The sequence below is a fragment of the Azospirillum mesophilum genome (genome assembly GCF_053470405.2).
In genome coordinates, this window is sequence record NZ_JBPXMQ020000011.1 from 126,237 (window position 1) to 150,932 (window position 24,696).

Annotated in this window: 21 protein-coding genes; 13 read left to right on the forward strand and 8 right to left on the reverse strand. The window is 68.4% G+C overall.

Features of this window, described 5'->3' with window-relative positions; all coding sequences use genetic code 11:
* The first annotated feature begins 215 nt into the window (after positions 1-215).
* Entirely contained in the window at positions 216-1,688 is a 1,473-nt protein-coding gene (locus tag ACSVC7_RS13200; RefSeq protein WP_448204732.1) for an alkaline phosphatase D family protein, read from the forward strand.
* On the opposite strand, the gene ACSVC7_RS13205 is transcribed toward ACSVC7_RS13200, so the two are convergent.
* Positions 1,685-3,037 (reverse strand): tetratricopeptide repeat protein, encoded by a 1,353-nt coding sequence (locus ACSVC7_RS13205; RefSeq protein ID WP_448204731.1) that lies wholly within the window; start codon positions 3,035-3,037, stop codon positions 1,685-1,687. The two genes, ACSVC7_RS13200 and ACSVC7_RS13205, sit on opposite strands and share 4 nt — an antisense overlap.
* 480 nt (positions 3,038-3,517) lie before the next feature.
* Between ACSVC7_RS13205 and ACSVC7_RS13210 the strand changes: the two genes are divergently transcribed.
* From ACSVC7_RS13210 to ACSVC7_RS13230, 5 genes are all read left to right on the forward strand, one after another.
* Complete coding sequence (locus ACSVC7_RS13210) at positions 3,518-4,177, forward strand: transglycosylase SLT domain-containing protein (RefSeq protein ID WP_448204730.1); 660 nt, start codon at positions 3,518-3,520, stop codon at positions 4,175-4,177.
* A 79-nt stretch (positions 4,178-4,256) separates the two neighbouring features.
* Entirely contained in the window at positions 4,257-5,096 is an 840-nt protein-coding gene (locus ACSVC7_RS13215) for a 23S rRNA (adenine(2030)-N(6))-methyltransferase RlmJ (RefSeq protein WP_448204729.1), read from the forward strand.
* A gap of 87 nt (positions 5,097-5,183) precedes the next feature.
* A complete protein-coding gene (locus tag ACSVC7_RS13220; RefSeq protein ID WP_448204728.1) occupies positions 5,184-6,176 on the forward strand; it encodes a hypothetical protein in 993 nt (330 codons plus the stop codon).
* Positions 6,177-6,208: 32 nt separating this feature from the next.
* Positions 6,209-7,210, forward strand: coding sequence for a hypothetical protein (locus ACSVC7_RS13225; protein WP_448204727.1), 1,002 nt, complete (start codon positions 6,209-6,211; stop codon positions 7,208-7,210).
* A 79-nt stretch (positions 7,211-7,289) separates the two neighbouring features.
* Entirely contained in the window at positions 7,290-8,012 is a 723-nt protein-coding gene (locus ACSVC7_RS13230; protein WP_448204726.1) for a protein tyrosine phosphatase family protein, read from the forward strand.
* 240 nt (positions 8,013-8,252) lie between these two features.
* Here the strand turns inward: ACSVC7_RS13230 and ACSVC7_RS13235 are convergent, their stop codons facing one another.
* Together ACSVC7_RS13235 and ACSVC7_RS13240 are read right to left on the reverse strand one after the other, a co-directional pair.
* Positions 8,253-10,031: a tetratricopeptide repeat protein gene (locus tag ACSVC7_RS13235; protein WP_448204725.1), complete on the reverse strand. Its 1,779-nt coding sequence runs from the start codon at positions 10,029-10,031 to the stop codon at positions 8,253-8,255.
* A 58-nt stretch (positions 10,032-10,089) separates the two neighbouring features.
* A complete protein-coding gene (locus ACSVC7_RS13240) occupies positions 10,090-11,883 on the reverse strand; it encodes an ABC transporter ATP-binding protein (RefSeq protein ID WP_448204724.1) in 1,794 nt (597 codons plus the stop codon).
* 146 nt (positions 11,884-12,029) lie between these two features.
* Here ACSVC7_RS13240 and ACSVC7_RS13245 point away from each other — a divergent pair, with 146 nt between their 5' ends.
* Positions 12,030-13,031, forward strand: a complete 1,002-nt coding sequence (locus ACSVC7_RS13245) for a patatin-like phospholipase family protein (protein WP_448204723.1) — start codon at positions 12,030-12,032, stop codon at positions 13,029-13,031.
* A 12-nt stretch (positions 13,032-13,043) separates the two neighbouring features.
* Here ACSVC7_RS13245 and ACSVC7_RS13250 read toward each other — a convergent pair whose 3' ends face one another.
* A complete protein-coding gene (locus ACSVC7_RS13250) occupies positions 13,044-13,223 on the reverse strand; it encodes a hypothetical protein (protein WP_448204722.1) in 180 nt (59 codons plus the stop codon).
* A gap of 271 nt (positions 13,224-13,494) precedes the next feature.
* Between ACSVC7_RS13250 and ACSVC7_RS13255 the strand changes: the two genes are divergently transcribed.
* Entirely contained in the window at positions 13,495-15,390 is a 1,896-nt protein-coding gene (locus ACSVC7_RS13255) for a potassium/proton antiporter (RefSeq protein ID WP_448204721.1), read from the forward strand.
* 139 nt (positions 15,391-15,529) lie between these two features.
* On the forward strand, positions 15,530-15,769 hold the full coding sequence (locus ACSVC7_RS13260; protein ID WP_448204720.1) for a hypothetical protein: 240 nt from the start codon (positions 15,530-15,532) through the stop codon (positions 15,767-15,769).
* Positions 15,770-15,828: 59 nt separating this feature from the next.
* Here the strand turns inward: ACSVC7_RS13260 and ACSVC7_RS13265 are convergent, their stop codons facing one another.
* Both ACSVC7_RS13265 and rpoH read right to left on the reverse strand, forming a co-directional pair.
* On the reverse strand, positions 15,829-17,958 hold the full coding sequence (locus ACSVC7_RS13265) for a putative bifunctional diguanylate cyclase/phosphodiesterase (protein ID WP_448204719.1): 2,130 nt from the start codon (positions 17,956-17,958) through the stop codon (positions 15,829-15,831).
* Positions 17,959-18,297: 339 nt separating this feature from the next.
* The gene (gene rpoH, locus ACSVC7_RS13270; RefSeq protein WP_448204718.1) at positions 18,298-19,170 is read right to left on the reverse strand and encodes an RNA polymerase sigma factor RpoH; all 873 of its coding nucleotides are present in this window, start codon (positions 19,168-19,170) and stop codon (positions 18,298-18,300) included.
* 304 nt (positions 19,171-19,474) lie between these two features.
* On the opposite strand from rpoH, the gene ACSVC7_RS13275 reads away from it, so the two are divergent.
* Positions 19,475-19,849 carry a response regulator gene (locus tag ACSVC7_RS13275; RefSeq protein ID WP_448204717.1) on the forward strand — a complete coding sequence of 125 codons (375 nt, stop codon included), beginning with the start codon at positions 19,475-19,477 and terminating at the stop codon, positions 19,847-19,849.
* On the opposite strand, the gene ACSVC7_RS13280 is transcribed toward ACSVC7_RS13275, so the two are convergent.
* Both ACSVC7_RS13280 and ACSVC7_RS13285 read right to left on the reverse strand, forming a co-directional pair.
* Positions 19,846-22,473: a hybrid sensor histidine kinase/response regulator gene (locus ACSVC7_RS13280; RefSeq protein WP_448204716.1), complete on the reverse strand. Its 2,628-nt coding sequence runs from the start codon at positions 22,471-22,473 to the stop codon at positions 19,846-19,848. The genes ACSVC7_RS13275 and ACSVC7_RS13280 overlap by 4 nt on opposite strands.
* Complete coding sequence (locus ACSVC7_RS13285; RefSeq protein ID WP_448204715.1) at positions 22,470-23,324, reverse strand: phosphate/phosphite/phosphonate ABC transporter substrate-binding protein; 855 nt, start codon at positions 23,322-23,324, stop codon at positions 22,470-22,472. The genes ACSVC7_RS13280 and ACSVC7_RS13285 overlap by 4 nt, the downstream gene beginning before the upstream one ends.
* Positions 23,325-23,499: 175 nt before the next feature.
* On the opposite strand from ACSVC7_RS13285, the gene ACSVC7_RS13290 reads away from it, so the two are divergent.
* The 3 genes from ACSVC7_RS13290 to ACSVC7_RS13300 all read left to right on the forward strand — a co-directional run bounded on the left by ACSVC7_RS13290 (position 23,500) and on the right by ACSVC7_RS13300 (position 24,684).
* A complete protein-coding gene (locus tag ACSVC7_RS13290) occupies positions 23,500-23,910 on the forward strand; it encodes a group III truncated hemoglobin (RefSeq protein WP_448204714.1) in 411 nt (136 codons plus the stop codon).
* 124 nt (positions 23,911-24,034) lie between these two features.
* Positions 24,035-24,271: a hypothetical protein gene (locus ACSVC7_RS13295; protein ID WP_448204713.1), complete on the forward strand. Its 237-nt coding sequence runs from the start codon at positions 24,035-24,037 to the stop codon at positions 24,269-24,271.
* A complete protein-coding gene (locus ACSVC7_RS13300; protein WP_448204712.1) occupies positions 24,268-24,684 on the forward strand; it encodes a hypothetical protein in 417 nt (138 codons plus the stop codon). The genes ACSVC7_RS13295 and ACSVC7_RS13300 overlap by 4 nt, the downstream gene beginning before the upstream one ends.
* Positions 24,685-24,696 lie beyond the last annotated feature (12 nt).

Here is a 24,696-nt window from a genome sequence, read left to right on the forward strand (position 1 = left end):
GCCGCCTTTTTCTTTATTTTGGGGAAGCGCCCCCACCAGCTGCGTCCATCCCCGGCTGCGCCGGCCTGCCGCACGGGGCCGCGCAGTGCAGGTCCGACCTGCCATGCTGCACTGCCCTCTTTCGAACCTGCGAAACTTTCCCCATAAACGCGTTCAGCATAAACAGAGGCTTGGCGGCAGGCCTTCAACGAAGACGGCAGGGTCGGAACGGGCGGATGGCGCGCGGCAGGGCTGAACCGAACATCATACTGGGTCCCATCCTCTATTTCCGGGGGGAGCAGGGCGACCGCTGGTGGCTGTCCGCCCTGTTCGTGCTGGAGGGCGATGCGGAGCCCGACGACCTCCGCGTGGACGGCGTCACCCTGCCCGTCCCGCCGCGCCATCTGCTGATGTGGCGCCGCCGCCATGTCTGGCGGTTCGATTTCGCCGTGCCGCGCGGCCTGCGGGACGTGGAGATCGGCTATGGCTTCGAGGCTGGCCCGTCCTGGAGCCTGATCGTCCCCGGACGCCTGACGCACCCGCGCCTTGCCTATGTGTCCTGCAACGGGGTCGAGGACGAATCGCGACTCGCGGCACTGCCCGCCTCGCGCAACGCGCTGTGGTCGGACCTCTACCACCGCCATCAGGCGGAGCGGTTCCACCTGCTGCTGCAAGGCGGCGACCAGCTCTACGCGGACGGGGTGTGGCGCAAGGGGCCTCTGCTGTCGGAATGGAAGGCGCGCACCGACAAGGCGCGCTTCAGCCAGACCTTCACTCCGGCCATGGCCGAGGAGGCGATGGCCTTCTACTTCGACCTGTATCTGAGCGTCTGGAGCCAGCCGGAGACCGCCGCCGTGCTGGCGCGCATCCCCTCCGTGATGATGTGGGACGACCACGACATCTTCGACGGCTGGGGCTCCCACCCCGAGGAGGAGATGCAGTCGCAGATCTGGCGCGGCGTCTACATGACCGCTCGCCGCCATTTCGCGCTGTTCCAGATCGGCGCGGTGGTGGAGGCGATGCCGGAATGCGTCTGGGGCGCCCAGCGCTCCACCTTCACCCAGGGCTTCCGCGTCGGCGAGGTCGGCATCCTGGCCCTGGATCTGCGCACGGAGCGCACGCCCCGCCGCGTGCTGTCGGACCGGAGCTGGTCGCTGCTGCCCGAATGGCTGGAGCGTTTCGACGGCTGCCGGCACCTCGTCCTGATGTCCAGCGTGCCGCTGCTGTTCCTCGACACCGCCCCCGTGGAGCGTGCGCTCGGCGCGTTGCCCCTGCGCATCGGGATCGAGGACGACCTGCGCGACCAGTGGCGCAGCCACGCCCACGCGGAGGAATGGCAGCGGCTGATCGAGCTGCTGGCAGGCTTCTCCCTGCGCAGCGGCTGCCGGATCACCGCCGTGTCGGGCGAAATCCACGCTGGCGGCCGGGCGCTGCTGCGCGGCGGTGGGGTGGAGATGTGGCAGCTCATCGCGTCGGGCATCGTCCACCCGCCGCCGCACACGGCCACCGTCACGGCGCTGGAGTGGCTGGCGGGGCGGAAGGAGACACCTTTCGACGGCTACAGCCTGGAGATGCCGCCCTTCGCCGAGTCGGGCAAGCGGATCATCCGGCAGCGCAACTGGCTGTCCCTGATCTTCGACGGCAAAGGCCAGCTCCACGCCCGTTGGTCGGCGGAAGGCCAGCCAAACCGCTACGTGCAGGTGATTTAGCCGACTGGTTTCTCCAGAACGAACAGCAGACCGGGAACCTCCTTGCCCTTCTCGCGGCGGGGGGCGCAGGGCTCCAGCAAAAGCACGGTCAGTCCGTGCTCCGCCGCCGTCCGGCGCAGGTACGACTCGGCGTGGGCGTAGCGTCGCGCGGGGCCGAGCGCGAAGCCGTCCCCCTCCAGCCGCTCGACCGTGGCGGCGAAGCGCCCGCCGGGAACGAGCGCGTCGGCCGCCGCCCGGAACACCGGGGCGAGGTCGCCGATGTAGACCAGCACGTCGGCGGCGACCAGCAGGTCCCAGGCCTCCGGCGCCGCCTCCATGGCCGCGACCACGTCGCCGACCTGAAGGTCGTCGTACAGCGCACGGGCGCGGGCCTTGTCCACCATGCGCGGCGACAGGTCCACGCCGGCGAGGTGCCCGGCCAGCGACCGGAAGGTCACCCCGGCCAGCCCGGTTCCGCAGCCGAGATCCAGAACGCGCATGCCCGCACCGCCGCCCAGCCGGTCCATTGCCGACCGCAGCAGGTCCGGCGCCGCGTAGCCGAGCTTGCCGAGCAGATCCTGGTCGAAGCGGTCGGCGTAGCGGTCGAACAGCGCGCGGACATAGGCCGCCGACAGGTCCGCCCCCTCCCCGGCCTCCAACGCGGCGATCAGCGGTCCGGCGCCGAGCGTGTCGTCGGAGTCGAGGTCACGCGCGCGGCGGAGCGACGCCAGGGCCTTTTCCGGTTCCCGCAGGGCGATCCAGGCACGCCCTATATATAGGTGTAGGGTCGCGTCATCCGGCTCGCGGCGGGACAGCGGCTGCAACAGTTCGACGGCGCCGAGCGCGTCACCCGACTCGACCAGCAGCGCGGACAGTTCCAGCGCGGCATCGCGGTCGTCCGGGCGCAGGGTCACCGCCTCCCGATATTCTTCCAGCGCCTCCGCCGGCTGTCCTTCGGCGGCGAGCGCGCGGGCGAGGCCGAGGCGCACGGTCGCGGAATCGGGCCGCTCCGCCGCCAGGGTCTGATAGGCCTGAACGGCATCCGCCGTCCGGCCGGATTGGAACAGGGCGTCGGCCCGGCCGACCCGCCATGGCCACACGCCGGACTCCAGCGTCACCGCCCGGTCGTAGGCCGCTACCGCAAGGGCGACGTCCGCCGCGTCCCGCGCGCTGTCCGCCAGGGCGGCCCAGGCCTCCGCCGACACCGGATCGGCGACGCAGGCCGCACGGAAGGCCCGCGCGGCTCCCGCCGGGTCGTCGGCGTAGAGGCGGTCGTAGCCGGTCTGAAACAGGATGTCGGGGATGGAACCGGGCTCAACGGGCGCCGGGGTTGCCGCCTTGTCGGCCGAAGCCGTCGGATCGAGTGACACGCTCTCGCAGTCCTGATGGGGTCAGCGAATCTAAGGGTCGCAAGGAGGCGCAGTGTAGTGCCTCACCTTGCTGCGCCGCGCAAGGGGCCTTTGGCAAATCCCCGCAGCCTGTGATTCCGGTGACACACCGTCGCAGTACCCATAAAGGAAGAAGGGTTGAAGCCGCAAGTGGGGTGCACCGCGCCGATTTTTCAGACTTGTTTAAAATCAGTACCTTATTTGTCAAACGGCTCCGCATATGACGCCTATGCCCCGTCCCGTTGTGACATTGCACGAACGTTTTGCGTGGTATTACCGGGATGCAATTTGATTGACGGTGCCTAAAATTTTTGGAACTGTGACCGCGGCGCCCGGTTGGCGGCGCTGACTTTTGGGTAGGAGGCGGTCACCGTAAGCGACTCGGTGACCGGAACGACGGCCCCGCGCGGGGGGCCAAAACGACGCCAGGCGACAAGGCCGGCACCGGATAGGGGGAAGAACATGCGGGAACGACAAGAGCGCGTGCGTGGCACGCGAGGCGGCTGGATCGCTCTAGCCATCGGACTCTGCACCGCACCGCTCTTCGCGAAGCCGGTCCTCGCCCAGGAAAGCTGCGTCACCCACGCCGTCGAGGCGGAACGCAAGCTCAACATTCCCGCCGGCCTGCTGGTCGCCATCTCCCTGGTCGAAAGCGGCCAGGACGGAACTCCCAACCCCTTCGTGATGAGCGTGGAAGGCCGCGCGGTCTACGCCCGCAGCGCCAACGACGCCGCCCGCCACCTGCGCGACCGGCGCGGCCAACTGAAATCCAACGTCTACGTCGGCTGCATGCAGCTCTCGCTCGCCACCCATCGCGGCCAGTTCCAGCCGGTGGAGCGCATCGTCGAGCCGAAGGAGAACGTCTACTACGCCGGTCGCCTGCTGGTCCGCCTGCACGGCGAGGAAGGCAGCTGGAAAACCGCCGTGGCCCGCTACAACGGCGGTTCCACCCGGCAGGCCCAGGCCTATGTCTGCAAGATCTGGCAGCACCTGAACGAACTGGACGCAAAGAGCGCCAAGCTGCTGGAATCGCCCCGCTGCGGCAACGACGAGCCCGCGACCATCGCGCCGGGCACCCGCCGCACCTTCCGCAACGCCCAGCAGGTCGCCGCCATCGATTGATGGCGCTGTACTGGCGACGCCAGACTGGCGGCGCTGCGGGGATGGCGCAAAGGCCGGTCTTGGGCTAAATCTCTGGGCCATGAACTACCGTCACATTTTCCACGCCGGCAACCCGGCCGACGTGATGAAGCACGCGGTGCTGGCGCTGATCATCGATCACCTGCGCGCCAAGCCGACGCCCTTCTGCGTGCTGGACGCCCACGCCGGAATCGGCCGCTACGACCTCGATTCCGAACAGGCCCGCAAGACGCTGGAATTCGAGGACGGCATCGGCCGGCTGTTCGGCCACCCGCTGCCGCACCCGGCGCTGCAACCCTATCTGGACGCGGTTGCCGCCCTGAACCCGGACAGGCGCCTGCGCTGGTATCCCGGCTCCCCCCGGCTGGCGCGCGCGCTGCTGCGCGACCAGGACCGGCTGGTGCTGAATGAGCTGCACCCGGAGGATGTCCAGACCCTGAAGGCCGAGTTCGCCGGCGACCGCCGCGTTTCGGTGCAGCAGGCCGACGCCTATCACGCCTTGAAGGTTAACCTGCCGCCGAAGGAGAAGCGCGGCCTCGCCCTGATCGACCCGCCCTTCGAGAAAGCCGACGAGTTCACCCGCATGGCCGAGGGGCTGAAGGCCGCGCACAAGCGCTGGCCGACCGGCGTCTACGCCCTGTGGTACCCGGTCAAGGAGCAGGCGGCCGTCTGGCGCTTCCAGGAGGCGGTGGAGAACACCGGCATCCGCAAGATCCTGACGGTGGAGCTGACCTGGCACCCGGAGGACACGCACCTGCGCCTGAACGGCTCCGGCTTGCTGATCGTCAACCCGCCCTGGAAGCTGGACGAGACGCTGCGCGACATGCTGCCGGCCCTGCACGCGGTCCTTCCCTCCACGGGCGGCGGCGTGAAGGTCGATTGGCTGGTTCCGGAGGGCTGAAGCGACCACCGGTCACAGACGTTGACGTTGCGCCTGGGTTTTTCTCGCCCTAGGGTGCAGTGTTCGCTTCCGTCCGCGCAGGCCCCGATGTCCCGTTCCAATGATTTTGCCGCCGCCTTCACCAAGGCCCACAGCGAGGCTGGTCTGACGCGCGTGTCGGTCGCGCACATCCTCCAGACGATCCAGAAGGACCCGCTGTTCCTGTTCAGCACGGAGTTGCGCCAGGGCGGCGGGCAATGTCCGATGCACGCGACCAACAAGGAAGATTCCGACAAGGTGGCCGTCAACACCCTGCTGGCCTTCCTGTTCGAGCGGCTGCGCGACCATGTGGCGAAGTCCCTGCCGGTGGACGAACGGGGGCAGGTGATCCTGCCGATTCCGCCGCTCTCCCCCCACGGCATCAATCCGGCGAACCGGGCGGCGGTGCGGGCGGCCCCGCTGGAGGTGATGGCCTCGCTCCTGCGCGATGCCACCTGCCACCTGCTCGACACGCTGATCAGCGGCTGGACGGCGGAACTGCTGGCGGAGGAGGACTATTACCGGTCCAAGGGGACGGGAGAAATCTCCGCCGAAGCGGCGGCCACCTTCGTCCTGCGCACGGTGCTGGAGAATTCAGCGCTCTACCAGCGTGCCGGTTACGACATGCTGTCGATCACCAAGACCGGCAGCCACACCGCCATCCACATCTGCTGGGCCATGGTGGAGGCCGCCCCGCTGCTGAAACCCGGCCTGGACGACGCCGGCTACGACGACCTCATCCGGCGCAGCCTGAAGCAGGTCGTGCCGCTGTCGATGGCGAGCCTGGGCATGCTGGTCCATTACATGGAAGCGTCGGGGATCGAGCCGAAGGACGGCCTCGCCATCCACATGCTGCCCAAGGACCAGACGGCCTTCGTCCTGGACGAAAATGGCCTGATCAGCCTGAACCCGGAGCCGATCACCCGCTTCGCCAAGCCGGAGGAGAAGCACTACACCGGCTGTCCGGCCTTCTACACGCCCGGTTTCATCAAATTGTACCTGGACATCGTGGCCCGCATCGCCATGGACTATGGTGTTTACGACCGGCTCCGCGACCGGTAACCGATCCTCCCCCACATCCGATCCGTGCAGCCATGGCCCGCTCCAACGATTTCGCCCTGACCTACCTCGACGCGCATGAAAAGGCCGGGATGGCCCGGATCAATCTGGCGCCGGTCCTGCACCAGATGGCGGAGGATCCGAACTTCCTGTTCTCCGACGAGCTTCAGAAGCTTGCCGGCCACTGCCCCGCGCACGCCGACACGCGCAAGGAGGATTACGAGAAGGTCGCCATCAACGCCCTGCTCGCCTTCCTCTACACCGACCTGCGCGAGCACATCGCCAACCGCATGCCACTGGACGAGAATGGGCACCTGAAGCTGTTCACCCCGCCAGAGTCGCCGCACCAACTGGACATCGACGCCCCCGCCGGCCTGGACGCCGCACCGGTGGAGACGCTGATCGGCTTCCTGCGCGACAGCGTGTGCCACCTGCTGGACGCCATCATCAAGGACTGGGCGGTCAAGGTGATGCTGGAGGAGGAGCGCTGCCGGGCTGAGGGCGAGATCACCCCGTTGGCCGCGGCCAGCTTCGTGCTCGCCAACACGCTGGCCGCGTCGGTGCTGCACGCGCCGTCGGGCTACGACATGCTGTCGATCACCAAGACCGGCAGCCACACGGCGCTGCACGTCTGCTGGAACCTGTGCGAATCGGCGCCGATGCTGAAACCCGGCCTGGGGCTGGCGGAATACGACGACCTCTCCCGCCGCAGCCTGAAGCAGGTGCTTCCGCTCGCCATGGGCAGCCTCGGCATGCTCTGCCAGTTCATGGGGGCCGGCGCCATCGAGGCCGACGACCATCAGGCCATCCACCCCCTGCCGCGCCACCAGACCGCCTTCGTCTACGACGCCGACGCGCCGGGCGGCATGATCGTGCTGAACCCCGACCTGATCGAGCCGACCGCCCAGCCGGGGGAGCGCCATTACACCGGCTGCCCGGCCTTCTACGCCAACGGCCTGATCAACCTGTACATGGAGATCGTGCTGTCGGTGGCCGCGCGGTTCGACATCTACGGTCGCATCCTGCGCGCCGGTTGAGCCTTTCCATCAACCGATGGTCTTGACGTGGGGCGAGGCGTGCCTATGTTGGCGGCCTTGTCCAATTGGAAGGTGCCGCGTGGCCAAGAAGTGGATCCTGCGCCGTTACACCACGACCGCGATGGCCGACGGCATCAAGCGCGCCCGCGGCCATATGCGGTCCCCGTGGCAGCGCGCGCTCGGCCATCTGGAAAGCGTGTTCATCGACCACGCCTGCTTCCGGCTGATCTATTCGAACACCTTCCGCATCTCGCCCAACATGTTCCGGGCGAGCCAGCCGTCCCCCTCGCACATCCGCGAGGCGGCGAAGCAGGGCGTGAAGACGATCCTGAACCTGCGCGGCAACCGCGACTGCGCCTCCTATTTCCTGGAGGCGGAGGCCTGTCGGCGGCACGGGCTGACGCTGGTGGACTTCCCCGTCAGCTCCCGCGACATGCCGAAGAAGGAAACGCTCCTGAAGGCGCGCGAGCTGTTCGAGCGCATAGAGTATCCGGCCCTGCTGCACTGCAAGTCGGGCGCCGACCGCGCCGGCTTCATGGCCGCTCTGTACCTCTACATCCATGAGGGCGTGCCGCTGGAGCAGGCGACCAAGCAGCTCCACTGGAAATACGGCCACTTCAAGCAGGCCAAGACTGGCATCCTCGACTACTTCTTCGAGCTGTACGCCGCCTACAACGAGAAGCGCCCGACCCCTTTCTGGGATTGGGTGGAGCGCATCTACGACCCCGTGGAGGCCAAGGCCAGCTTCCGCACCCGCGAATGGGCCGACACCGTCGTGGACCGGGTGCTGCGCCGCGAGTAGTCAAGGGTGGACGATGTTGCGTTGAGCGTTTGCCGGCGTGGCGATCCATAGCGGATCAGACATTCAAGCCCCTCTCCCTTGAGGGGAGAGGGGTTGGGGTGAGGGTGGTAGCCGGCTCTGCCGGCCGGTCTTTTCCCGCTCTTCGAGCGGTAACGCCCCCTCATCCCAACCCTTCTCCCCCAAGGGGAGAAGGGCTTTTGAACCGGCGTAGTAAAACCCAACAGCCGCAGCCATTCACCCCTACTTCGCCCCGACGAAGTGGCAATAGGGGAAGTTCAGGAAGTCATAGCGGTGGACGCGGATCGGCTCGTACCGGTTCATCCAGTCGAACACCGCGTAGTGGGCCATCTGGTCCAGCAGCCAGTAGACCTCCGGCTGGGCCAGGAAATGGCCGATGTAGGCGGCGACCAGGGCGAGGTAGCGGTCGCCGCCCGCCGTGTTTTTGTAATAGTTGAAGCAGACGGTGATTTCGCGCGCCGGACCGCGCCGGCGCGGGTCGAACAGCAGGCCGACGTCGTTCCCGTCCATCTCCGCCTGCAGGGTCCGCAGGTCCGCGACGACCTGAGCGTCGGTGTCCACCACGATCACCGGGCGATCCAGCCGCCGCAACCATTGCAGGGTCCGGATGAAGCGGGACGAAGCGTAATAGGAAAAGCGCTTGATGTCGGGCCAGCCGCCCATCTCCGGGTCATCGCGCGAGAAGCCCAGGTCCAGGCGCCCGTCGCTCCGCCGGCGCTCCATGTCCTGCACGGTCTCCGGCGTCGGCGCCACCACATGGACGACGACCGTCGCTCCGGGCATGCGCTGGGCCAGGGAGTCCAGAAGCGTCGGGGCGAACCGCCGGTAATAGACGTCGTCGCAGCAGAAATAGACCGCCGGTTCGGTCCCGCCCTTGCGCGCGGGGTCGAAGACGACCTCCAGCGGCGCCAAGCGCTCCAGCACCGCCTCCACCGGGGGCAGGGACCGGAAGAAGGCGTCGTCCGCGCGCAGCATGGTCCAGATTCCGAACTCGTGCTCGCGCGCCACCTCTTCGGCGGTGAAGCGCCTGCGGAAGCGCTGGAGCAGCCAGCTCGCGATGTCCAGGCGGTCGCTGCGGTACAGGTGGAAGCCCACGACGCAGGCAGACACCACGTCCTTCGGGTGACGCCGCAGGCGGCGCCACGCGGCCCGCGCGCCCTCATGCAACAGGTCCGCCGTCGCCAACCCCACCTGGACCAGCGTCATCACGGCAGCGACGTGGAGCCATTCGGACTCCTCATCGTCCGGACGGGCGGCTACGGCGCGGCGGAGCGCTGCGATGGCCTCCTCCGCCAAGGCTCCATCGACCGCGAACGGCTTGCCGTCGGCCACGCCCATGGCGCCGCTGCGCTCCAGGAGCAGGCGGCCAAGCAGCCGGTTGGCTGGCGCGTTGTGGAGATCCCGCTCAAGGGCGGCGCGCGCCGACGCCTCCGCCGCCGCCGGATCCTTGACCGCGTACAGCGCGTTGGCGGCGGCTGCGTGGGCGGCGGCGTCCGCCGCCGGGCTCCGGGACGCCGCCAGACGCCGCGCCGCCTCGTCCAGGCGGTCCCCCCATTGGCCGCGCAGCGCCGACAGGTTGGTCGCCGCCCCGCCGTGGTTCGGGTCGAGCGTCAGCGCCCGGCCATAGCCGCGGGCCGCGGCGGCCGGCTTGTCCAACTGCTTCAGCGCGTTCCCGAGGTTGAACCACGACCCGGCATGGGCCGGATCCAGGGCGAGCGCGCGGTGGAGGCTGCCCACCGCCTCCGCACCCCGGCCGGCCGTGCGCAGTGCCGCGGCGAGGTTGCTGTAGCCCGCCACCCCATCGGGGGCCAGCCGGGTCACCGTCCGGAACGGTTCGACCGCCTGATCCGCGCGCCCGGTCTGCACCAGCAGCATCGCGAACATCTGCAGCGCGTTGCGGTTGTCCGGCTCCCGCTCCAGAATCGCGCGGTAGATCGGTTCAGCGTCGGAGTGGCGCCCGGCTTGGTGGTGGCGGATGGCCGCGTCGAGGGAAATATCCATGGTCCGGAACCATACCCCCAATGCGCGCAACCGCCAACCCGATCTCCCAGCCCCGACCTCAGGGGGCCAGAAGCGCGGCCTCGCCGTCCTCACCGAACTGCAGCTTGCACAGCCGCGCGTAGGTGCCGTTCTGCTCGATCAGGGCGTCGTGGGTGCCCTGTTCGACGATGCGGCCGCCTTCCATCACGACGATCCGGTCGGCGTTGCGCACGGTGGCGAGGCGGTGGGCGATGACCAGCGTCGTGCGCCCCTCGGTCAGGCGCTCCAGCGCCCCCTGCACCAGCCGTTCGGATTCGCTGTCGAGCGCGCTGGTCGCCTCGTCCAGCAGCAGGATCGGCGCGTCCTTCAGGAAGGCGCGGGCGAGCGCCAGCCGCTGTCGCTCGCCGCCCGACAGCTTCACGCCGCGGTCGCCGATGACCGTGTCGTAGCCTTCCGGCAGCCGGGCGATGAAGTCGTGCGCGGCGGCGGCCTTCGCGGCGGCCACGATGTCATCGAAGGAGGCGTCCAGCCGCCCGAAGGCGATGTTGGCGCGCACCGTGTCGTTGAACAGCACCGTGTCCTGGCTGACCAGCGAGATCACCCCGCGCAGACTGCTCAGCGTCACCAACCGCACGTCCTGGCCGTCGATCAGCACCTGCCCGCCGGTGGCGTCGTAGAGGCGCGGGATCAGGTTGAAGACCGTGGACTTGCCGGCCCCGCTGCGCCCGACCAGCGCCACCGTGGCGCCCGCCGGCACGTCGAGGTCGATGCCCTTCAGCGTCTCCGCCCCCTCTTCATAGGCGAAGCGGACGTCGCGCAGGCTCACGGCGGCGCGCTCCACCGTCAGCGGGGCGGCGCCCGGCCGTTCGGTGATCGTCGGCTTCTCGTCGACCAGCTCGAAGATGCGCTGGGTGGCGGCGAGCCCCTCCTGCAGCACGGCGTTCAGCGTGCCGATGGCCCGCACCGGCTGGGCGGCCATCAGGAGCGCACCGACGAAACCCGAAAAGGCCCCGACCGAGCCCTCGCCCGTTGCCATGCGGTAGCCGGCGAAGGCGATGACGCCCGCCACGGCGGCCCCGCCCAGCACCTCCATCATCGGGTCGATGCGGGAACGGGCGCGCGTCGCCTTCATGGTGAGGGCGTAGTTGTCCTCGAAGGCGCGGGCGGCGCGGGCGCGCTCGTAATCCTCCAGGCAATAGGTCTTGACCATGCGCGCGCCGGCCAGGCTTTCCGTCAGCAGCGCCGTCATGTCGCCCATCTGCGCCTGGGTGTCGCGCGACACGCGGCGCAGGCGCTTGCCGATGTTCACGATGGGAACGGCGGCGATGGGATAGATGATGAAGACGATCAGCGACAGCACCCAGTCCAGGTAGAACATGGAGCCGACCAGCGCCACCACCGTCAGGATGTCGCGCACGAGGCCCGTCAGCGTCCGCGACAGGGCGTTGCGGATCATGTCCACGTCGCTGATGAAGCGCGAGGTCAGCGTGCCCGTCGGGGCGGCGTGGAGCTGCGCGGTGTCGGCAGTCAACAGATGGGCGAACATGGACAGCCGCACGTCGGTGACGATGCGCTGCACAATGTCCGTGGTCACCACGGTCTGGGCATACATGGACACGGCCTTCACCGCGGTCACCAGCACGATCACCACGGGAATCAGCAGCGCCATCGACCGATCCTGCGCCGAGAACATGGCGTAGGCCTGGTCGATCAGCAGCGGATAGGCGCCGGTGGTCGCCGCCACCACGCCCATCAGCAGGAAGGACAGCAGCAGCTTGCCCGTGTAGGGGCGCACCCATTCCCGCAGCATGCGGCCCATCAGCCGCTCCGTCGCCGCGTCGAGGCGCAGCCGCTCACCGCTTTTCTTTGTCACGAGCCGAATATCCTGTACCGGGGTCCCGATGGCTTAGCCGATGCCGCCCGTGCTTGTCCACCGGAGCGGGCCGATCAACCTTCCTTAACCGGGCTGGGGCCATACTACCGGCAATATGGTCCCTTTCCCTGTGCGAAGGAGACGCCATGACGGTGGAAGGCGGCAATGCTGGGGGCAATGCCGGGGGCAGCGGGCGGCACAGGCCGCGCATCGGACTGGCGCTGGGCGCCGGGGTGGCGCGCGGGTGGGCGCACATCGGCGTGCTGCGGGCGCTGGAGCGCTACGGCATCGAGGCGGACATCGTCTGCGGCACGTCGGTCGGCGCGCTGGTCGGGGGCATCCACCTCGCCGGGCGGCTCGATGCGCTGGAGGACTGGGTGCGCGGGCTGACCCGCCTGAAGATCGTCGGGTATCTGGACCTGCGGCTGCGCCAGGGCGGCGGGCTGATCGGCGGAGACCGGCTGGTCGCGGAAATGCGCCATCACCTGGGCGACGTGCGGATCGAGGAGTTGCCCGCCCCTTTCGTCGCCATCGCCACCGACCTCGTGACCGGGCACGAGGTCTGGATCCGGACCGGCCCCCTGGTGGACGCCATGCGCGCGTCCTTCTCCCTGCCCGGCGTGTTCCCGCCGGTACCGGTGGAGGGGCGCTGGATGGTGGACGGCGCGCTGGTCAACCCGGTGCCGGTGTCGGCCTGCCGGGCTCTGGGCGCGCAGATGGTCATCGCGGTCAACCTCGCCGCCGACATTCTGGGCAAGGCGCGCAAGCCCGGCGCCGCCGTGCCCACAGCGGCCGGCTTCGACATTCTGAGCATGATGGAGGAACAGAGCCCCGCCGCCCGGCAGCGGTCACCCATCGGGGCGCTGGCGCGGCGCATCTTCCGCCGCGACTACGAGGGGCCGAGCCTGTTCGGCGTCATGGTGTCCTCACTGGGGATCGTCACCGACCGGATCGCGCGGTCCCGGCTGGCGGGTGAACCGCCGGACGTTCACATCACCCCGCGCCTCGGCCACATCGGCCTGTCGGAATTCGACCGCGCCGAGGACTGCATCCGCGAGGGCGAGGCAGCGGTCGAGCGCGCCCTGCCCGATCTGCACGACGCGCTCGCCGTCTTTGGCAACGGCACGCGTGAGCCGTTGCGCGGTTGAGAAATGGAGTTTTTAGTGGTCGAGAGCGGTCCCTACGGCCGCGCCGCCGAGGCCACCGATCAGGGCACCGCGCTTGCCGCCGAGCGCATAGCCGCCCGCGGCCCCGGCGCCACCGCCGAGCACTGTGCCCGTGTTGCAGGCAGCCAGCGTCAAGAGCGCAATGGCAGCCCCAATCAGGCGCAAACGAGACATCGCTAAACCCTCCTCGTGGTGTTTGTTATCTCCTTAAACACGCGAGGGGGCGATTTGCTTCCGAACTTTCCATAATCGAACCGGACGGGCACCGCGGCCCGGCCCCGGGGCGGCACCGTACCTTTGGCTATGGTGCGGTGCGGCAACCCTTTCTGCTTTAATGGCGCAAACCCGCAACTGCACCCCCCGGCCACGTTGCGGAGCCGTCGCAAAATCGTCAAAATCAAAGGGTTCCGCGTCCCCGCGGCCCCACAAACCCGGCGCGAGGCACATGGAGGCGACGAGCTACATCATCCTGATCGGATCGACGCTGCTGATCGTCAGCATCCTGACGAGTTACCTCGCCCTCAGGATCGGTACGCCACTGCTGTTGATCTTCCTGTCGGTCGGTCTGCTGGCCGGCGAGGACGGCATCGGCGGCATCTCCTTCAACGATCCCGACAGCGCCTTCCTGATCGGATCCATGGCGCTCGCCGTCATTCTGTTCGAAAGCGGGCTGGACACCAAGCTGTCCAGCTATCGGGCGGCTGCCTGGCCGGCCCTGAGCCTCGCGACGGTCGGGGTTGCGGTCACGACCGGGGTGGTCGGCGGTGCTGCGCATTACCTTCTGGCGCTTCCCTGGATTGAATCGATGCTGGTCGGTGCCGTGGTCAGCTCCACCGACGCGGCGGCGGTGTTCTTCCTGCTGCGCGTCGGCGGCATCACCATCCGCGACCGCGTGCGCTCCACGCTGGAGATCGAGTCGGGCAGCAACGACCCGATGGCGATCCTGCTGACCATCATGCTGGTGGAGGCCGCCCTTCACGGCTGGGGCACGCCGCTGGAGCTGGGCGGCTTCCTGCTGATGCAGATCGTCGAGGGCGCCGCGCTGGGCCTTCTGGGCGGCGCGGTTCTGGCGGCCTTCATCAACAAGGCGAAGCTCGACCCCGGCCTCGCCCCGGTGGTGACGCTGACCTTCGCGCTGTTCGTCTTCGCCGGGACGAACGTGCTGGGCGGCAGCGGTTTCCTGGCCGTCTACATCGCCGGTCTGGTGGCCGGCAACGTGAAGCTGCGCGGGGCCGTGGACCTGCGGCGCTTCCATTCCGGCCTGACCTGGCTCAGCCAAATCGTGATGTTCGTGATGCTGGGCCTGCTGGCCACCCCGCGCGAGTTCGGGACCATCGCCCTGCCGGCCATCGGTCTGGCCTTCCTGCTGATCCTGGTGGCGCGCCCGCTGGCCGTGTGGCTGTGCCTGCTGCCCTTCCGCTTCACCGCCAACGAGACCACCTTCGTCGCCTGGGTGGGGCTGCGCGGGGCCGTGTCCATGCTGCTGGCGCTGGTGCCGGTGCTGGGCAACCTTCCCGGCGGGCAGATCATCTTCAACACGGCCTTCCTGGTGGTGATCGTGTCCCTGCTGGTTCAGGGCTGGACCATCGGGCCGATGGCGCGCTGGCTGAAGCTGATCGTGCCGCCCCGGCGCGGCCCGGTGGAGCGCGTGGAGCTGGAGTTGCCGGGCGGGGCCGACCAGGAGTTGGTCGCCTACACCGTCCACGCCAAGAGCCCGGCCGCGCGTGGCCAGCGGCTGCCGCGCTTCGCCCGCCCGTCGCTGGTGATCCGCGAAGGCAAGGTGGTGCCGCTGCACAAGGCCCGTCCTCTCCAGGCCGGCGACATGGTCTATCTGTTCACCCCGCCCGAGCAGATTCCGCTGATCGACAAGCTGTTCGCCGGCAGCCGCGCACTGGACCAGGACGACCGGGAGTTCTACGGCGACCTCGTGCTGAGCCCCGACGCCACGGTGGGCCAGATCGCCGAGATGTACGGCCTGCCGATGTCGCTCTCCAACGCCGGCCTGACGCTGCGCGACCTGATGCGCAACGAGTTCGGCAGCGCCTGCGAGCCGGGCGACCGCGTGCGCATGGGCGGGGTGGAGCTGATCGTCCGCGACATGGAGGACGGCCGGATCCTCTCCGTGGGCCTCGCGCTGGAGCCGACGCCGGTCACCAAGCCGCGTGTGCCCCTGTTCCTGCGCCCCCGCCAACTGTGGGAGCGCGTCATGTCCTGGTGGACGCGCCAGTCCTTCCGGCGCTGGCAGCGCCGCGAACACCGGCGCGAGCGGCTGCCGGCCCCGGAAAAGCCCTCCTCGTCCTCCGCCGCCGAAGAAAAGGAGCCGGAAAGACAGGTGGGGTGAACACTCCCGCAACCCTGCCATCTGTGATCTTCCTGGGTCGCTTTGATCCGCCTCAATCGCCGTCGGGCGGAGCGGTCGTACAAGACGTCCATGACGGGCGTCCGGTGCGGACGCTCCCGCAGCCAAGGAGAAGGCGGTCATGAGCCAGCAGAACGGCCAGCAGAACGACGACCGGGACTACACGGAACAGATGTTCAAGGAATATTATGGCGAGCGTCTCGCCGGCCTGCCGGCCGACCGCGTGGCCGCGGCCTGCGACCTGTTCGGCGAGGTCATGTGGCACGAAGGGATCGAGGCGCTGACCCCTGAACGCCTGGACACCATTCTGGAATTCACCATTCTTGACTTCACCGCCGAAACCCTGCCCCACGCCGCCTGACGCGGCCTTACCCGGAGGCGCACATGCGCCTCCCCGGCCAAGGGGATCCGCCGCTTTGGCTACGCCGCCGAGGCGAGCTGTTTGCGGACCATCTCCGACAGGGTGTCGGGCGGCAGCGGGCGGCCGAACAGGTAGCCCTGCAGCAGGTCGCAGCCGATCGACACCAGAAACTCCCGCTGCTCTTCGGTCTCCACGCCCTCCGCCACGGTGACGAGTCCGAGGCCGTGCGCCATGCCGACCGCGGCGCGGACGAGGGCGCCGTTCTTGGTGTTTTCCGGAACGTCGATGATGAAGGCGCGGTCGATCTTCAGCTTGGCAACCGGCAGCTGCTGCACGTAGCTGAGCGACGAATAGCCCGACCCGAAATCGTCGATGGCAACCTGAACGTCGATGGCCTCCAGCTCCGTTAGGGTCCGGACGGCCGCCTTCAGGTCGCGGACGGCCGCCTGCTCGGTGATCTCCAGCCCCAGCCTTTTGTGCAGCGAGGGATGCTGACCCAGCAGCTCTTCCAGCCGGCCGACGAGGTTGCCGCGCAGGAACTGCTGGCCGGAGATGTTGACGAAGACGCGGTCGGGCAGCACGCCCTCCTTGTCCCACGCGGCCATCTGCGCCACAACCGTGGACAGCACCCAGTCGGTGATCGGGACGATCAGGCCGCTTTCCTCCGCCACCGGGATGAATTCGCCCGGGGACACCGGCCCCAGCGTGTGATGGGTCCAGCGCAGCAGCGCCTCGGCGCTGACCACCTGGCCGGATTTGGCCTCAACGATGGGTTGGTAGACCATGTGCAGCTCGTTCCGCTCGATGGCGTGGGCGAGATGCATGGTCAGGAACATGCGCCGCGTCGCGGCAGCGGCCATTTCCGGCGTGTAGAAGCAGACGGAGTTGCCGCCGTTGTGCTGAGCGGCCTGAAGCGCCAGCTTGGCCTTGGCGTTCAGCTCCTCCAGCGTGCGCACGTCGTCGTCCTGCACGGCGGCGCCGATGGACAGGCGCAGGCGCACCCAATGGCGGTCGGCGTAGATCGACGCGGTCAGGCGGTCGTGCAGCAGGTCCGCCAGGGTTTGCGCATGGTCCGCATTATCCACCCGCGACAGGGCGGCGAACTCGTCGGCGGCGATGCGGCAAACGTAGGTTTGCGGCGGCAGCACCTCCGTCACGCGGCTGACCATCGCCTTCAGCGCGGCGTCGCCGACATGGAAGCCGAAAGCCTCGTTGATGTCGCTGAACTGGTCCACGTCCAGGGCGTAGAGCGCGTAGAGCCCCTGCCCGTCGCCCGCCGGCGCCTGGGCCAGCACCGCCTCGCACTCTTCCAGGAAGGCGGTGCGGGTCAGCACGCCGGTCAGCGGGTCGTGCCGCGCGAGGTAGGAGGCGCGCTGCTCCGCCGCCAGACGTTCGGAAATGTCGCGGATGATGCCGACGAAGGTGACCTCGTCGCCCACCCGCGCCTGGCCGACGCTGAGGTGGATGGGAAAAACGGTCCCGTCCTTGCGCTTGCCCAGCGAGTCGCGCCCGATGCCGATGATCTTCTTGCGGTCGGTTTCCAGGTAGGTTTGGACGTACTTGTCGTGATCGCGCGAGAAGGGCGACGGCATCAGAACGGAGACGTTCCGCCCGATCAGCTCCGCCTCCTCGTAACCGAACAGGGTGCAGCAAGCCTTGTTGATGGTGCGGATGATACCGCTGCGATCCGAAACGACGACTCCGTCCACCGCGGCGTCGAGCAGCGTCGTGACGAAGGGATCGCGGCGCATGACATAGTCCGCGATGCGCTCCGGATCGGTCACGTCCTGGAACACGCCGAGGAAGCCGTTGATCGTTCCGTCCCCATCGAGGTGCGGCACGACGCAGCCCGTCAGCAGCGCCCGGCCGCCCCCCGGCCGTTCGACCTCGCAGTCCACCGGTGCTGCCGACCCCGTGCGGGCCGCCTGCTCCAGCGCCCGTGCCACGGCACGGGCCACAGTGTGATCAAGGTCGGCGAGTCGCTGCCCGACCAGCGCGGCCGGGACGTCCTTCATGGCGGTGGCAAAACGCTCATCGACATGCACGCAACGGTGTTCGCCGTCCATGTAGACGAGCGCGAAGGCCGCGTGGTCGAGGAAGCTGGCCGCCAGCGACGCCAGGAATTCCGGCGCGCGCGACAGCGCCGGGACAGGCGAACCGTCGGAGTCCTGTTGCTGTGCCGGAGCCACGTTCGACAAAACCGTACCCGCTTTTCAAGACATCGCCGGATGCGACTATACCGATGGTCGCGCCTGACGGGTTGTCATTATGACCGCTTGCGAATCGTTTTCCAAGATTTCGAAGCGCGTCCGCACCATTTATCGCACACAACCACTTCCGTTTGCACAACCAACGGACGGAATGTGGTCGCCTCGGCCCCGATGGATGCCGCCGCCTCAAAGTCCTAATTCCTTCGGTATAGACGACGGGCTGGGGCGGATCAACCCACCGGAGCGGGCACCGGGGCCGTTTGTCACGCCCCGCCGGGCATGCGCCGGCGGGATGCGTGGTCCAATGGAGAATTCGGCTCAGGCCGCGGCGGACAGGGCGAGCACCCGTTGCGCCACCTTCTGGAAGGCGCGCTCCTCGATCTGGCGGATGCGCTCGCGGCTGACGCCGAAAACGCCGGCCAGATCCTCCAGCGTTTTCGGCTGCGGGTTGAGGCGCCGCTCCATCAGGATGGTGCGTTCGCGTTCGTTCAGCACCTCCAGCGCCTCATGCAGCATGGCGCGGCGATGCTCAGCCTCGCTGCGGTCCAGCAGCGCGTCTTCGACGGTCGGGCGTTCATCGGGCAGCAGGTCCATTACCTCGCCGCCGCCGTCCTCCGACAGAGGCGCGTTCAAGGAGGCGACCGGCTGGACGAAGCGGCGGTTGACCTCGACGACGTCCGATTCCGGCACGTCGAGTTCCCGCGCGATGGTGCTGACGCTCTCCGGCTTCAGGTCGCCGCTGCCGAATTCGCCCAGCTTGCGCTTCAGGCGGGACAGCCCGAAAAACAGCTTCTTCTGGGCGGTGGTCGTGCCCAGCTTCACCAGACTCCAGGAGCGCAGGATGTATTCCTGGATCGCGGCCTTGATCCACCACATCGCATAGGTGGACAGGCGGAAGCCCCGGTCCGGCTCGAACTTGCGGACGGCGGTCATCAGGCCCAGGTTCCCCTCGCCGATCAGATCGGTCATGGGAAGGCCGTAGCCGCGGAACCCCGTCGCGATCTTCACGACCAGCCGCAGATGGCTGGTGACCAGCTTGCGGGCGGCTTCCATGTCGCCATGCTGGCGCCATGCGGTGGCGAGGACATACTCCTCCTCCGCCCCCAGGACCGGGAAGCGGTGGACCTGTTCGATGTAGCGGGACAGGGACTCGCCGGACAGCGGCGCGGACAGCGCAAGGGCGGTGCTCATGTCACATCCTCAAGCAAGCGATATGACGCCAACCCCGGCCCCCTGACTGGGCAGCCGGGTGCCTTCGGTTTGAAAGCGCCCTCAGTTTACGCGGGCGAATCCTCAAGTCAATGCTCGCCACAACGCTCTCCATTGGCGGCATTGCGGTGCCGAAAGCGCGGAACACGCCCGCCCTTCGACGGGTCGTTAAGACTTTCGGCGTAAAATATCGCACAGGCATCGCTAGGGACCGGCATCGGCCTCCGGAAGAGCGCGAAACGAAACAGGGGCTTTCCTTCAGCCCACAGAGCACTGGTTGACGGCAATGGCAAAGATTCTCGTGGTCGACGACGATCCAGTGTCCCGCAACATCGTCTCCAAAATCCTGGAGAAGGACGAGCATGTGGTGACCGCCTGCGGGAGCGCGCAGCAAGCCATCGAAGCACTGACTTTCACGGACTTCGACCTGCTGGTCACCGACATCATCATGCCGGAGCATGACGGGTTCGAGGTCATCCAGGCGGCGCGAAACCTCCGCCCCAACCTGAAGGTCATCGTCCTGTCCGGCATCGACGAGCGCGTGCCCCAGGAACTCAGCATGGCGGCCTTCCAGCGGCTCGGCGTCTGCCGCGTGGTGCGCAAGCCGATCAAGCCGACCGTCCTGGCCTCCGAAGTGCTCGCCGTGCTCGTCACCGGCTAAGCAACCTCGAAAGCCTCCAGCGTCTCACCGAGGATGCCGTCGAGGGCGGCGGCGAGTCCTGCGGCCTCGCCCGGCGGCGCATCCTCCAGGGCCAGAGCCTGATCCCCCAGCCGCTTGGCGCCGACGTTCCAGGCCAAGCCCTTCAAGGTGTGCGCGGCGCGCTTGTGCTCCTCCCCGGCCGCGAGGCAGGCGCCGAGCTGCTCGATGTAATTGCGCGCGCTGTCGGAGAAGGCGGCCAGCGTTTCCTGCCAGCCCTCCGCGCCCAGGGCATCGACCAGAGCCTGCATCTGCTCCGTGTCGATCAGGTCTTGCGCCGGCGTCGTAACCGGCCCACCGGCCGGAAGCGCCGTCCCGGCCGGCGGGGCGGCGTGCAGCACGGCGGCCATTTCGCGGAACAGCTCGGCCGGGCGCAGGGGCTTGGCGACGAAGCCGTTCATGCCGGCGTCGATGCATTCCGGCCGCGAACTGCCCGACGCGTGGGCCGTCAGAGCGATGACCGGAATCCGGCTGTTCGGTGTTCCCAGTTGCCGGATCAGGCGCGTGGCGGTCAGGCCGTCCATGTCCGGCATCTGAATGTCCATCAGCACGAGGTCGAAGGGCTGCGCCTTGGCGAGCCGCACCGCCTCGCCGCCGTCCTCCGCCAGGGTCACATGGTGCCCGGCCCGCTCCAGGATGCCGCGCACGATGTCGCGGTTGATCTGGTTGTCGTCGGCGGCGAGGATCCGCAGGTTCGGCAGGTCCACCGCCTCCGCCGGGGCGGCCAAGGCGTTCTTGCGCAGGGCGGACGGGTCGCCGGGCCGGCTGGCCACGGAGAAGCGGAAGACGCTGCCCCGCCCGGGTGCCGTGTCCACCTCGATCGTCCCGCCGAGCGCCTTGCACAGCTCCTTGCAGATGGCGAGCCCAAGGCCCGTGCCGCCGTAGCGCCGGGTGATGGAACTGTCGGCCTGGGTGAAGCGCTCGAACAGGTGGGACACGGCGTCGGCGGCGATGCCGATGCCGGTGTCTTCCACCTCGAATTCCAGCAGGAACCGGTCGTCGCTCAGGTCCCGGCCTCGCCGGACGCGCACCGCGACATGGCCGGAATGGGTGAACTTGACCGCGTTGCCGACGAGGTTGAACAGGATCTGCCGCAGCCGCGCCGGGTCCGTCACCACCACGTCGGGCACGGTCGGCATCATGCGGGAGGTCAGGACCAGCCCCTTCTCGAAGGCGCGCGGGCGCATCACCTCCAGCACCGTCTCCACGATGTCCTCGGGCGCGCAGTCCGCCTCCTCCAGCTCGAACCGCCGGGATTCCAGCTTGGACAGGTCGAGGATGTCGTCCAGCAGCCGCAGCAGGCTTTCCGCCGACTGCCGCGCCACCAGGGCGAGCCGCTGTTCTTCGGTGGCGAGGTTGCTGTCGGCGAGGAGGGCGAGGTTGCCCAGCACGCCGTTCATGGGCGTGCGCAGCTCGTGGCTGACGGTCGCCAGGAACTCGGTCTTGGCGCGGCTCGCAGCCTCCGCGGCCTCCTTGGCCTGAAGGAGCTGTTGGGAGGCCTGACGGGTTTCCGTGACGTCGATGCTGATCCACAGCTTGCCGATCCGGGCGCCCGCGGCGCTGCGCACCGGGACGTTGTGCCAGGTGACGACACGCCCGTTGTCCAGCGCCATCTCCCGCAGTTCGTCCTCCTCCACCGCGGCAAGCGCCGCGGCGTTGCCGGCCGCCGCCATGACATCGGTGAGGCTGGCGCCGACGGTCACGCCCTCCAGCCCGAACAGGCGGCAGAAGGCCGGATTCGTGTAGGCGATGCGGCCGTCCGGACCGACGAACAGGATGCCGATGTCCATCGCGGCCAGCAGCGCCGACAGGCGCGCGCGCTCCTGCTCCACATCGCGCGCCAGCTTTTCCTGCTCGTCCAGCGCCAGGGTCAGCTGGTCCACGCGCTCCTTGATGGCCCGCGACATGGCGTTGAAGGCGGCGCCCAGACGGCCGATGTCGTCCTCCCCCTCCGCCAGGGCATCGGGGGCGTAGTTGCCGCCCGCCACCGCCTCGCTCGCCCGGGTCAGCGCCGTCAGGTGCCGCGTGAGGAAGAAGCCGATCATCGTCAGCAGGCCGGCGGACAGCAGGACCTCCACCAGCGCGATGGCGACGCCCTGCGTGACGAGGAGTTTCCGCGCCGCGATGATGTGGCCGAGACCAAGGCCGAACTGCACCGACCCGAGCGCCTGCCCGGCCAGCGCCACCGGCGCCCGCACGTCGAAGCGCGCGCCGCCGTTCTTGTCGTCCAGCGTCAGCCCCTCGTCCGGTTCCGGCAGGGCGCGGTCGCGCGGCCAGCCGCTGATGGCGACCAGCTTCCCCATGCTGTCCTGCACGGCCAGATACTCAACGCCCCCCACGGACCGGCTTTCGTCCAGCACCGCCTGCAGGGTGGCGTAGTCGCGCTGTGCCAGCGGCGCCACCAGCGCGGCGTTCAGCACCGGGGTCACTTGGTTGGCGTGCAACTGCGCCTGTTCCGCCAAGCTTCCGTACAGCAGGCGGACGCTGTTGGCGACCAGCAGGGTCAGCATCACCGCTTCCACGCAGACGGCGGCGAACAGCAGCCGGCCGCGCAGGGTCCGCCAGGGCGCGACGCGCCGCCCGCTCATTTGGGGGCCTTCAGGACCTGCCGCACTTCGTCGGCCAGGGGGTCCATGGACGCAAGCTCCTCGTCGCTCACCTCGCGGTAGCCGCCCAGCGTGTTGGCGTCGAAATAGGCGCGGCCATCCGCGGTCTCACCGAAGGCCAGCAGGGCGTCATGGATCGTCTTCCAGCGCCCGGTCTCGCGGGCGTTGACCAGATAGACCCGCCCGGCCATCGGCCGGCTTTCCGCGATGATCTTCAGCCGCGCCTGCACGTCGGGCGCCAGCTTCTGCAGGTTGGCGAGCGACATGAACCCCGCCGAGCCGTCGCCGGACAGCAGGAGCTGCGCCACGCTGTCGGCGGCGCTGACGTAGCGGATCTGCGTTTCGACCTTGTTGTCCTTCAGCCAGTGCTGGCCCCAGAGCGTCACCAGCGAGGACGGGTTCAGGCCAAGCACCGTGGTCCCGCGCAGCGACGCCGCGTCGGTGTAAGGCGCGGTGTTGGCGGCGACGACCACCGACTTGAAGTCCGCCTTGTAGGTCAGCAGCGGGCGATAGCCGGCGTCCTTGCGCAGCAGCTGCGCCTGATGCCCGGTGGTCACCGCCATGTCGTATTCCTGGTCGATGGCGCGGCGGGCAAAGGCGGTAAAGTCGGGGGCGGTGACGATCTCCACCGGCTGGCCAAGCGCCTTTTCCACCGCGTGGCGGACCGGCTGGTACTGTTCGATGATCACCCGCGCGCTGGTGTGCGGCGCGATCCCGATTCGGAACGGCGTGGTTCCGGCGCTGGCTCCGGTGGCCGTCTGGGCCGCCGTCGGCACGGTCGCGCCCAGCAGGGCTCCGATCAGGGAGGCGGCGGCAAAGAACGTCTTGAACATGGAACGATCCCTCGGGGAACGCGCGCCGGGCCGGTGCGACGATGCGGGTCATACTCTGTTCGTCATAATATAAAATGTTCGCTAATTTTACCCAGTTACCTTTTGACGCGGGCCTTATTGCCGCATCGCAGCGTAGACTGCTCCAACCGGAAAATACCTCAACCGGAGAATGCCGATGCACCAGCCAGCCTCCACCCCCACGGGCAGCCCGATCACCGACCGCGACATCGCCACGCTCGTCCGGCGCTTCTATGACAAGGCGCTGCGCGACCCGGTGATCGGCCACACCTTCACCGGCGTCACCGACTGGGAGGAGCATTTCGAGGTAATCGAGCGGTTCTGGGCCTCCCATCTGCTCGGCGCGAAAAGCTACAAGGGCCACCCCTTCATGGCGCACGTCGATCTGGACCTGACGCCGGAGTCCTTCACGCGCTGGCTGGCCCTGTTCCAGGAAACCGCAACGGAGGTGCTGCCAGCGCCTTACGCGGAGCAGGCCGTGGCGAAGGCCAACCACATGGCGAAGAGCCTGACGGCCGGCCTGTTCGCCGTGCCCGGCCGAAAGTACCAGACGCCAAACGTCGGGTAATATCCACGACGCAAGGGGGGCGCGAACACTTCGGCGCAGAAGGGTTAGCTCCTCGCCGCGCCTAAAACTGTAACAGTGCATCCGTATAGTGCGGCCAATCTTTGAAATGGGCCACGAACACGTCATGCACATGTCTGCACACCACGGTTCCCGTCTGCACTGCGCCTGCTGCGCCCGCCCCTTTGCGCGGACGTCGCACCGCGGTCCGGCGCCGCTGTATTGTTCCACCGACTGCCGCGCGCAGATGCGCATCCGCCAGCGCGTGTGGAACGGCCGCGCCGCCGCCAACGGCAACGCCGCCAATGTCCCCGCCAACGCCAATGCCGAAGGCGCGGCCTATTCGATGGCGCTCGCGTCATGATGAAGCTGGTCATCCACGACCGGAACTCCGCAGCCGGCCTGTTGCTCCGCGGCTTCCGCCACACGCACGAGGTCGTCCGCGTCCTGCGCGGGCTTGAGGAGACCGGCAACGCGTCGGTGCTGCTGGAAGCTTTCGCGCAACGCTGCCTGGAAGCGGGGATCGACTTCGACTCCACCGATCCGGCGACGGCCTGCCCCCACTGCTCCACCCTGGTCGAGGTGGAGGTCCATGCCGAACCCGGCGCGCCGCCGGCGCAGTTCGTCCGCCTCTATCACCGCGACGCGACCGGCACCCTGTGCCGCGTCCATCACGGCACCCTGCACGCCGTCGCCCGCCAGCTCCGCTGCGACGACGGACCGAAGGTCCCCGTGCCCCCGTCCATCGCCGCCTCGGCCCTGCACACGCCGCGGTGATGTGTTAAAGCC

Excerpts from the sequence above, each read along its gene's own strand:
- ACSVC7_RS13200 (WP_448204732.1), top strand. The coding sequence starts at position 216 with ATGGCGCGCGGCAGGGCTGAACCGAACATCATACTGGGTCCCATCCTC.
- ACSVC7_RS13210 (WP_448204730.1), top strand. The coding sequence starts at position 3,518 with ATGCGGGAACGACAAGAGCGCGTGCGTGGCACGCGAGGCGGCTGGATC.
- ACSVC7_RS13215 (WP_448204729.1), top strand. The coding sequence starts at position 4,257 with ATGAACTACCGTCACATTTTCCACGCCGGCAACCCGGCCGACGTGATG.
- ACSVC7_RS13220 (WP_448204728.1), top strand. The coding sequence starts at position 5,184 with ATGTCCCGTTCCAATGATTTTGCCGCCGCCTTCACCAAGGCCCACAGC.
- ACSVC7_RS13225 (WP_448204727.1), top strand. The coding sequence starts at position 6,209 with ATGGCCCGCTCCAACGATTTCGCCCTGACCTACCTCGACGCGCATGAA.
- ACSVC7_RS13235 (WP_448204725.1), bottom strand. The coding sequence starts at position 10,031 with ATGGATATTTCCCTCGACGCGGCCATCCGCCACCACCAAGCCGGGCGC.
- ACSVC7_RS13245 (WP_448204723.1), top strand. The coding sequence starts at position 12,030 with ATGACGGTGGAAGGCGGCAATGCTGGGGGCAATGCCGGGGGCAGCGGG.
- ACSVC7_RS13250 (WP_448204722.1), bottom strand. The coding sequence starts at position 13,223 with ATGTCTCGTTTGCGCCTGATTGGGGCTGCCATTGCGCTCTTGACGCTG.
- ACSVC7_RS13255 (WP_448204721.1), top strand. The coding sequence starts at position 13,495 with ATGGAGGCGACGAGCTACATCATCCTGATCGGATCGACGCTGCTGATC.
- ACSVC7_RS13260 (WP_448204720.1), top strand. The coding sequence starts at position 15,530 with ATGAGCCAGCAGAACGGCCAGCAGAACGACGACCGGGACTACACGGAA.
- rpoH (WP_448204718.1), bottom strand. The coding sequence starts at position 19,170 with ATGAGCACCGCCCTTGCGCTGTCCGCGCCGCTGTCCGGCGAGTCCCTG.
- ACSVC7_RS13275 (WP_448204717.1), top strand. The coding sequence starts at position 19,475 with ATGGCAAAGATTCTCGTGGTCGACGACGATCCAGTGTCCCGCAACATC.
- ACSVC7_RS13280 (WP_448204716.1), bottom strand. The coding sequence starts at position 22,473 with ATGAGCGGGCGGCGCGTCGCGCCCTGGCGGACCCTGCGCGGCCGGCTG.
- ACSVC7_RS13285 (WP_448204715.1), bottom strand. The coding sequence starts at position 23,324 with ATGTTCAAGACGTTCTTTGCCGCCGCCTCCCTGATCGGAGCCCTGCTG.
- ACSVC7_RS13290 (WP_448204714.1), top strand. The coding sequence starts at position 23,500 with ATGCACCAGCCAGCCTCCACCCCCACGGGCAGCCCGATCACCGACCGC.
- ACSVC7_RS13295 (WP_448204713.1), top strand. The coding sequence starts at position 24,035 with ATGCACATGTCTGCACACCACGGTTCCCGTCTGCACTGCGCCTGCTGC.
- ACSVC7_RS13300 (WP_448204712.1), top strand. The coding sequence starts at position 24,268 with ATGATGAAGCTGGTCATCCACGACCGGAACTCCGCAGCCGGCCTGTTG.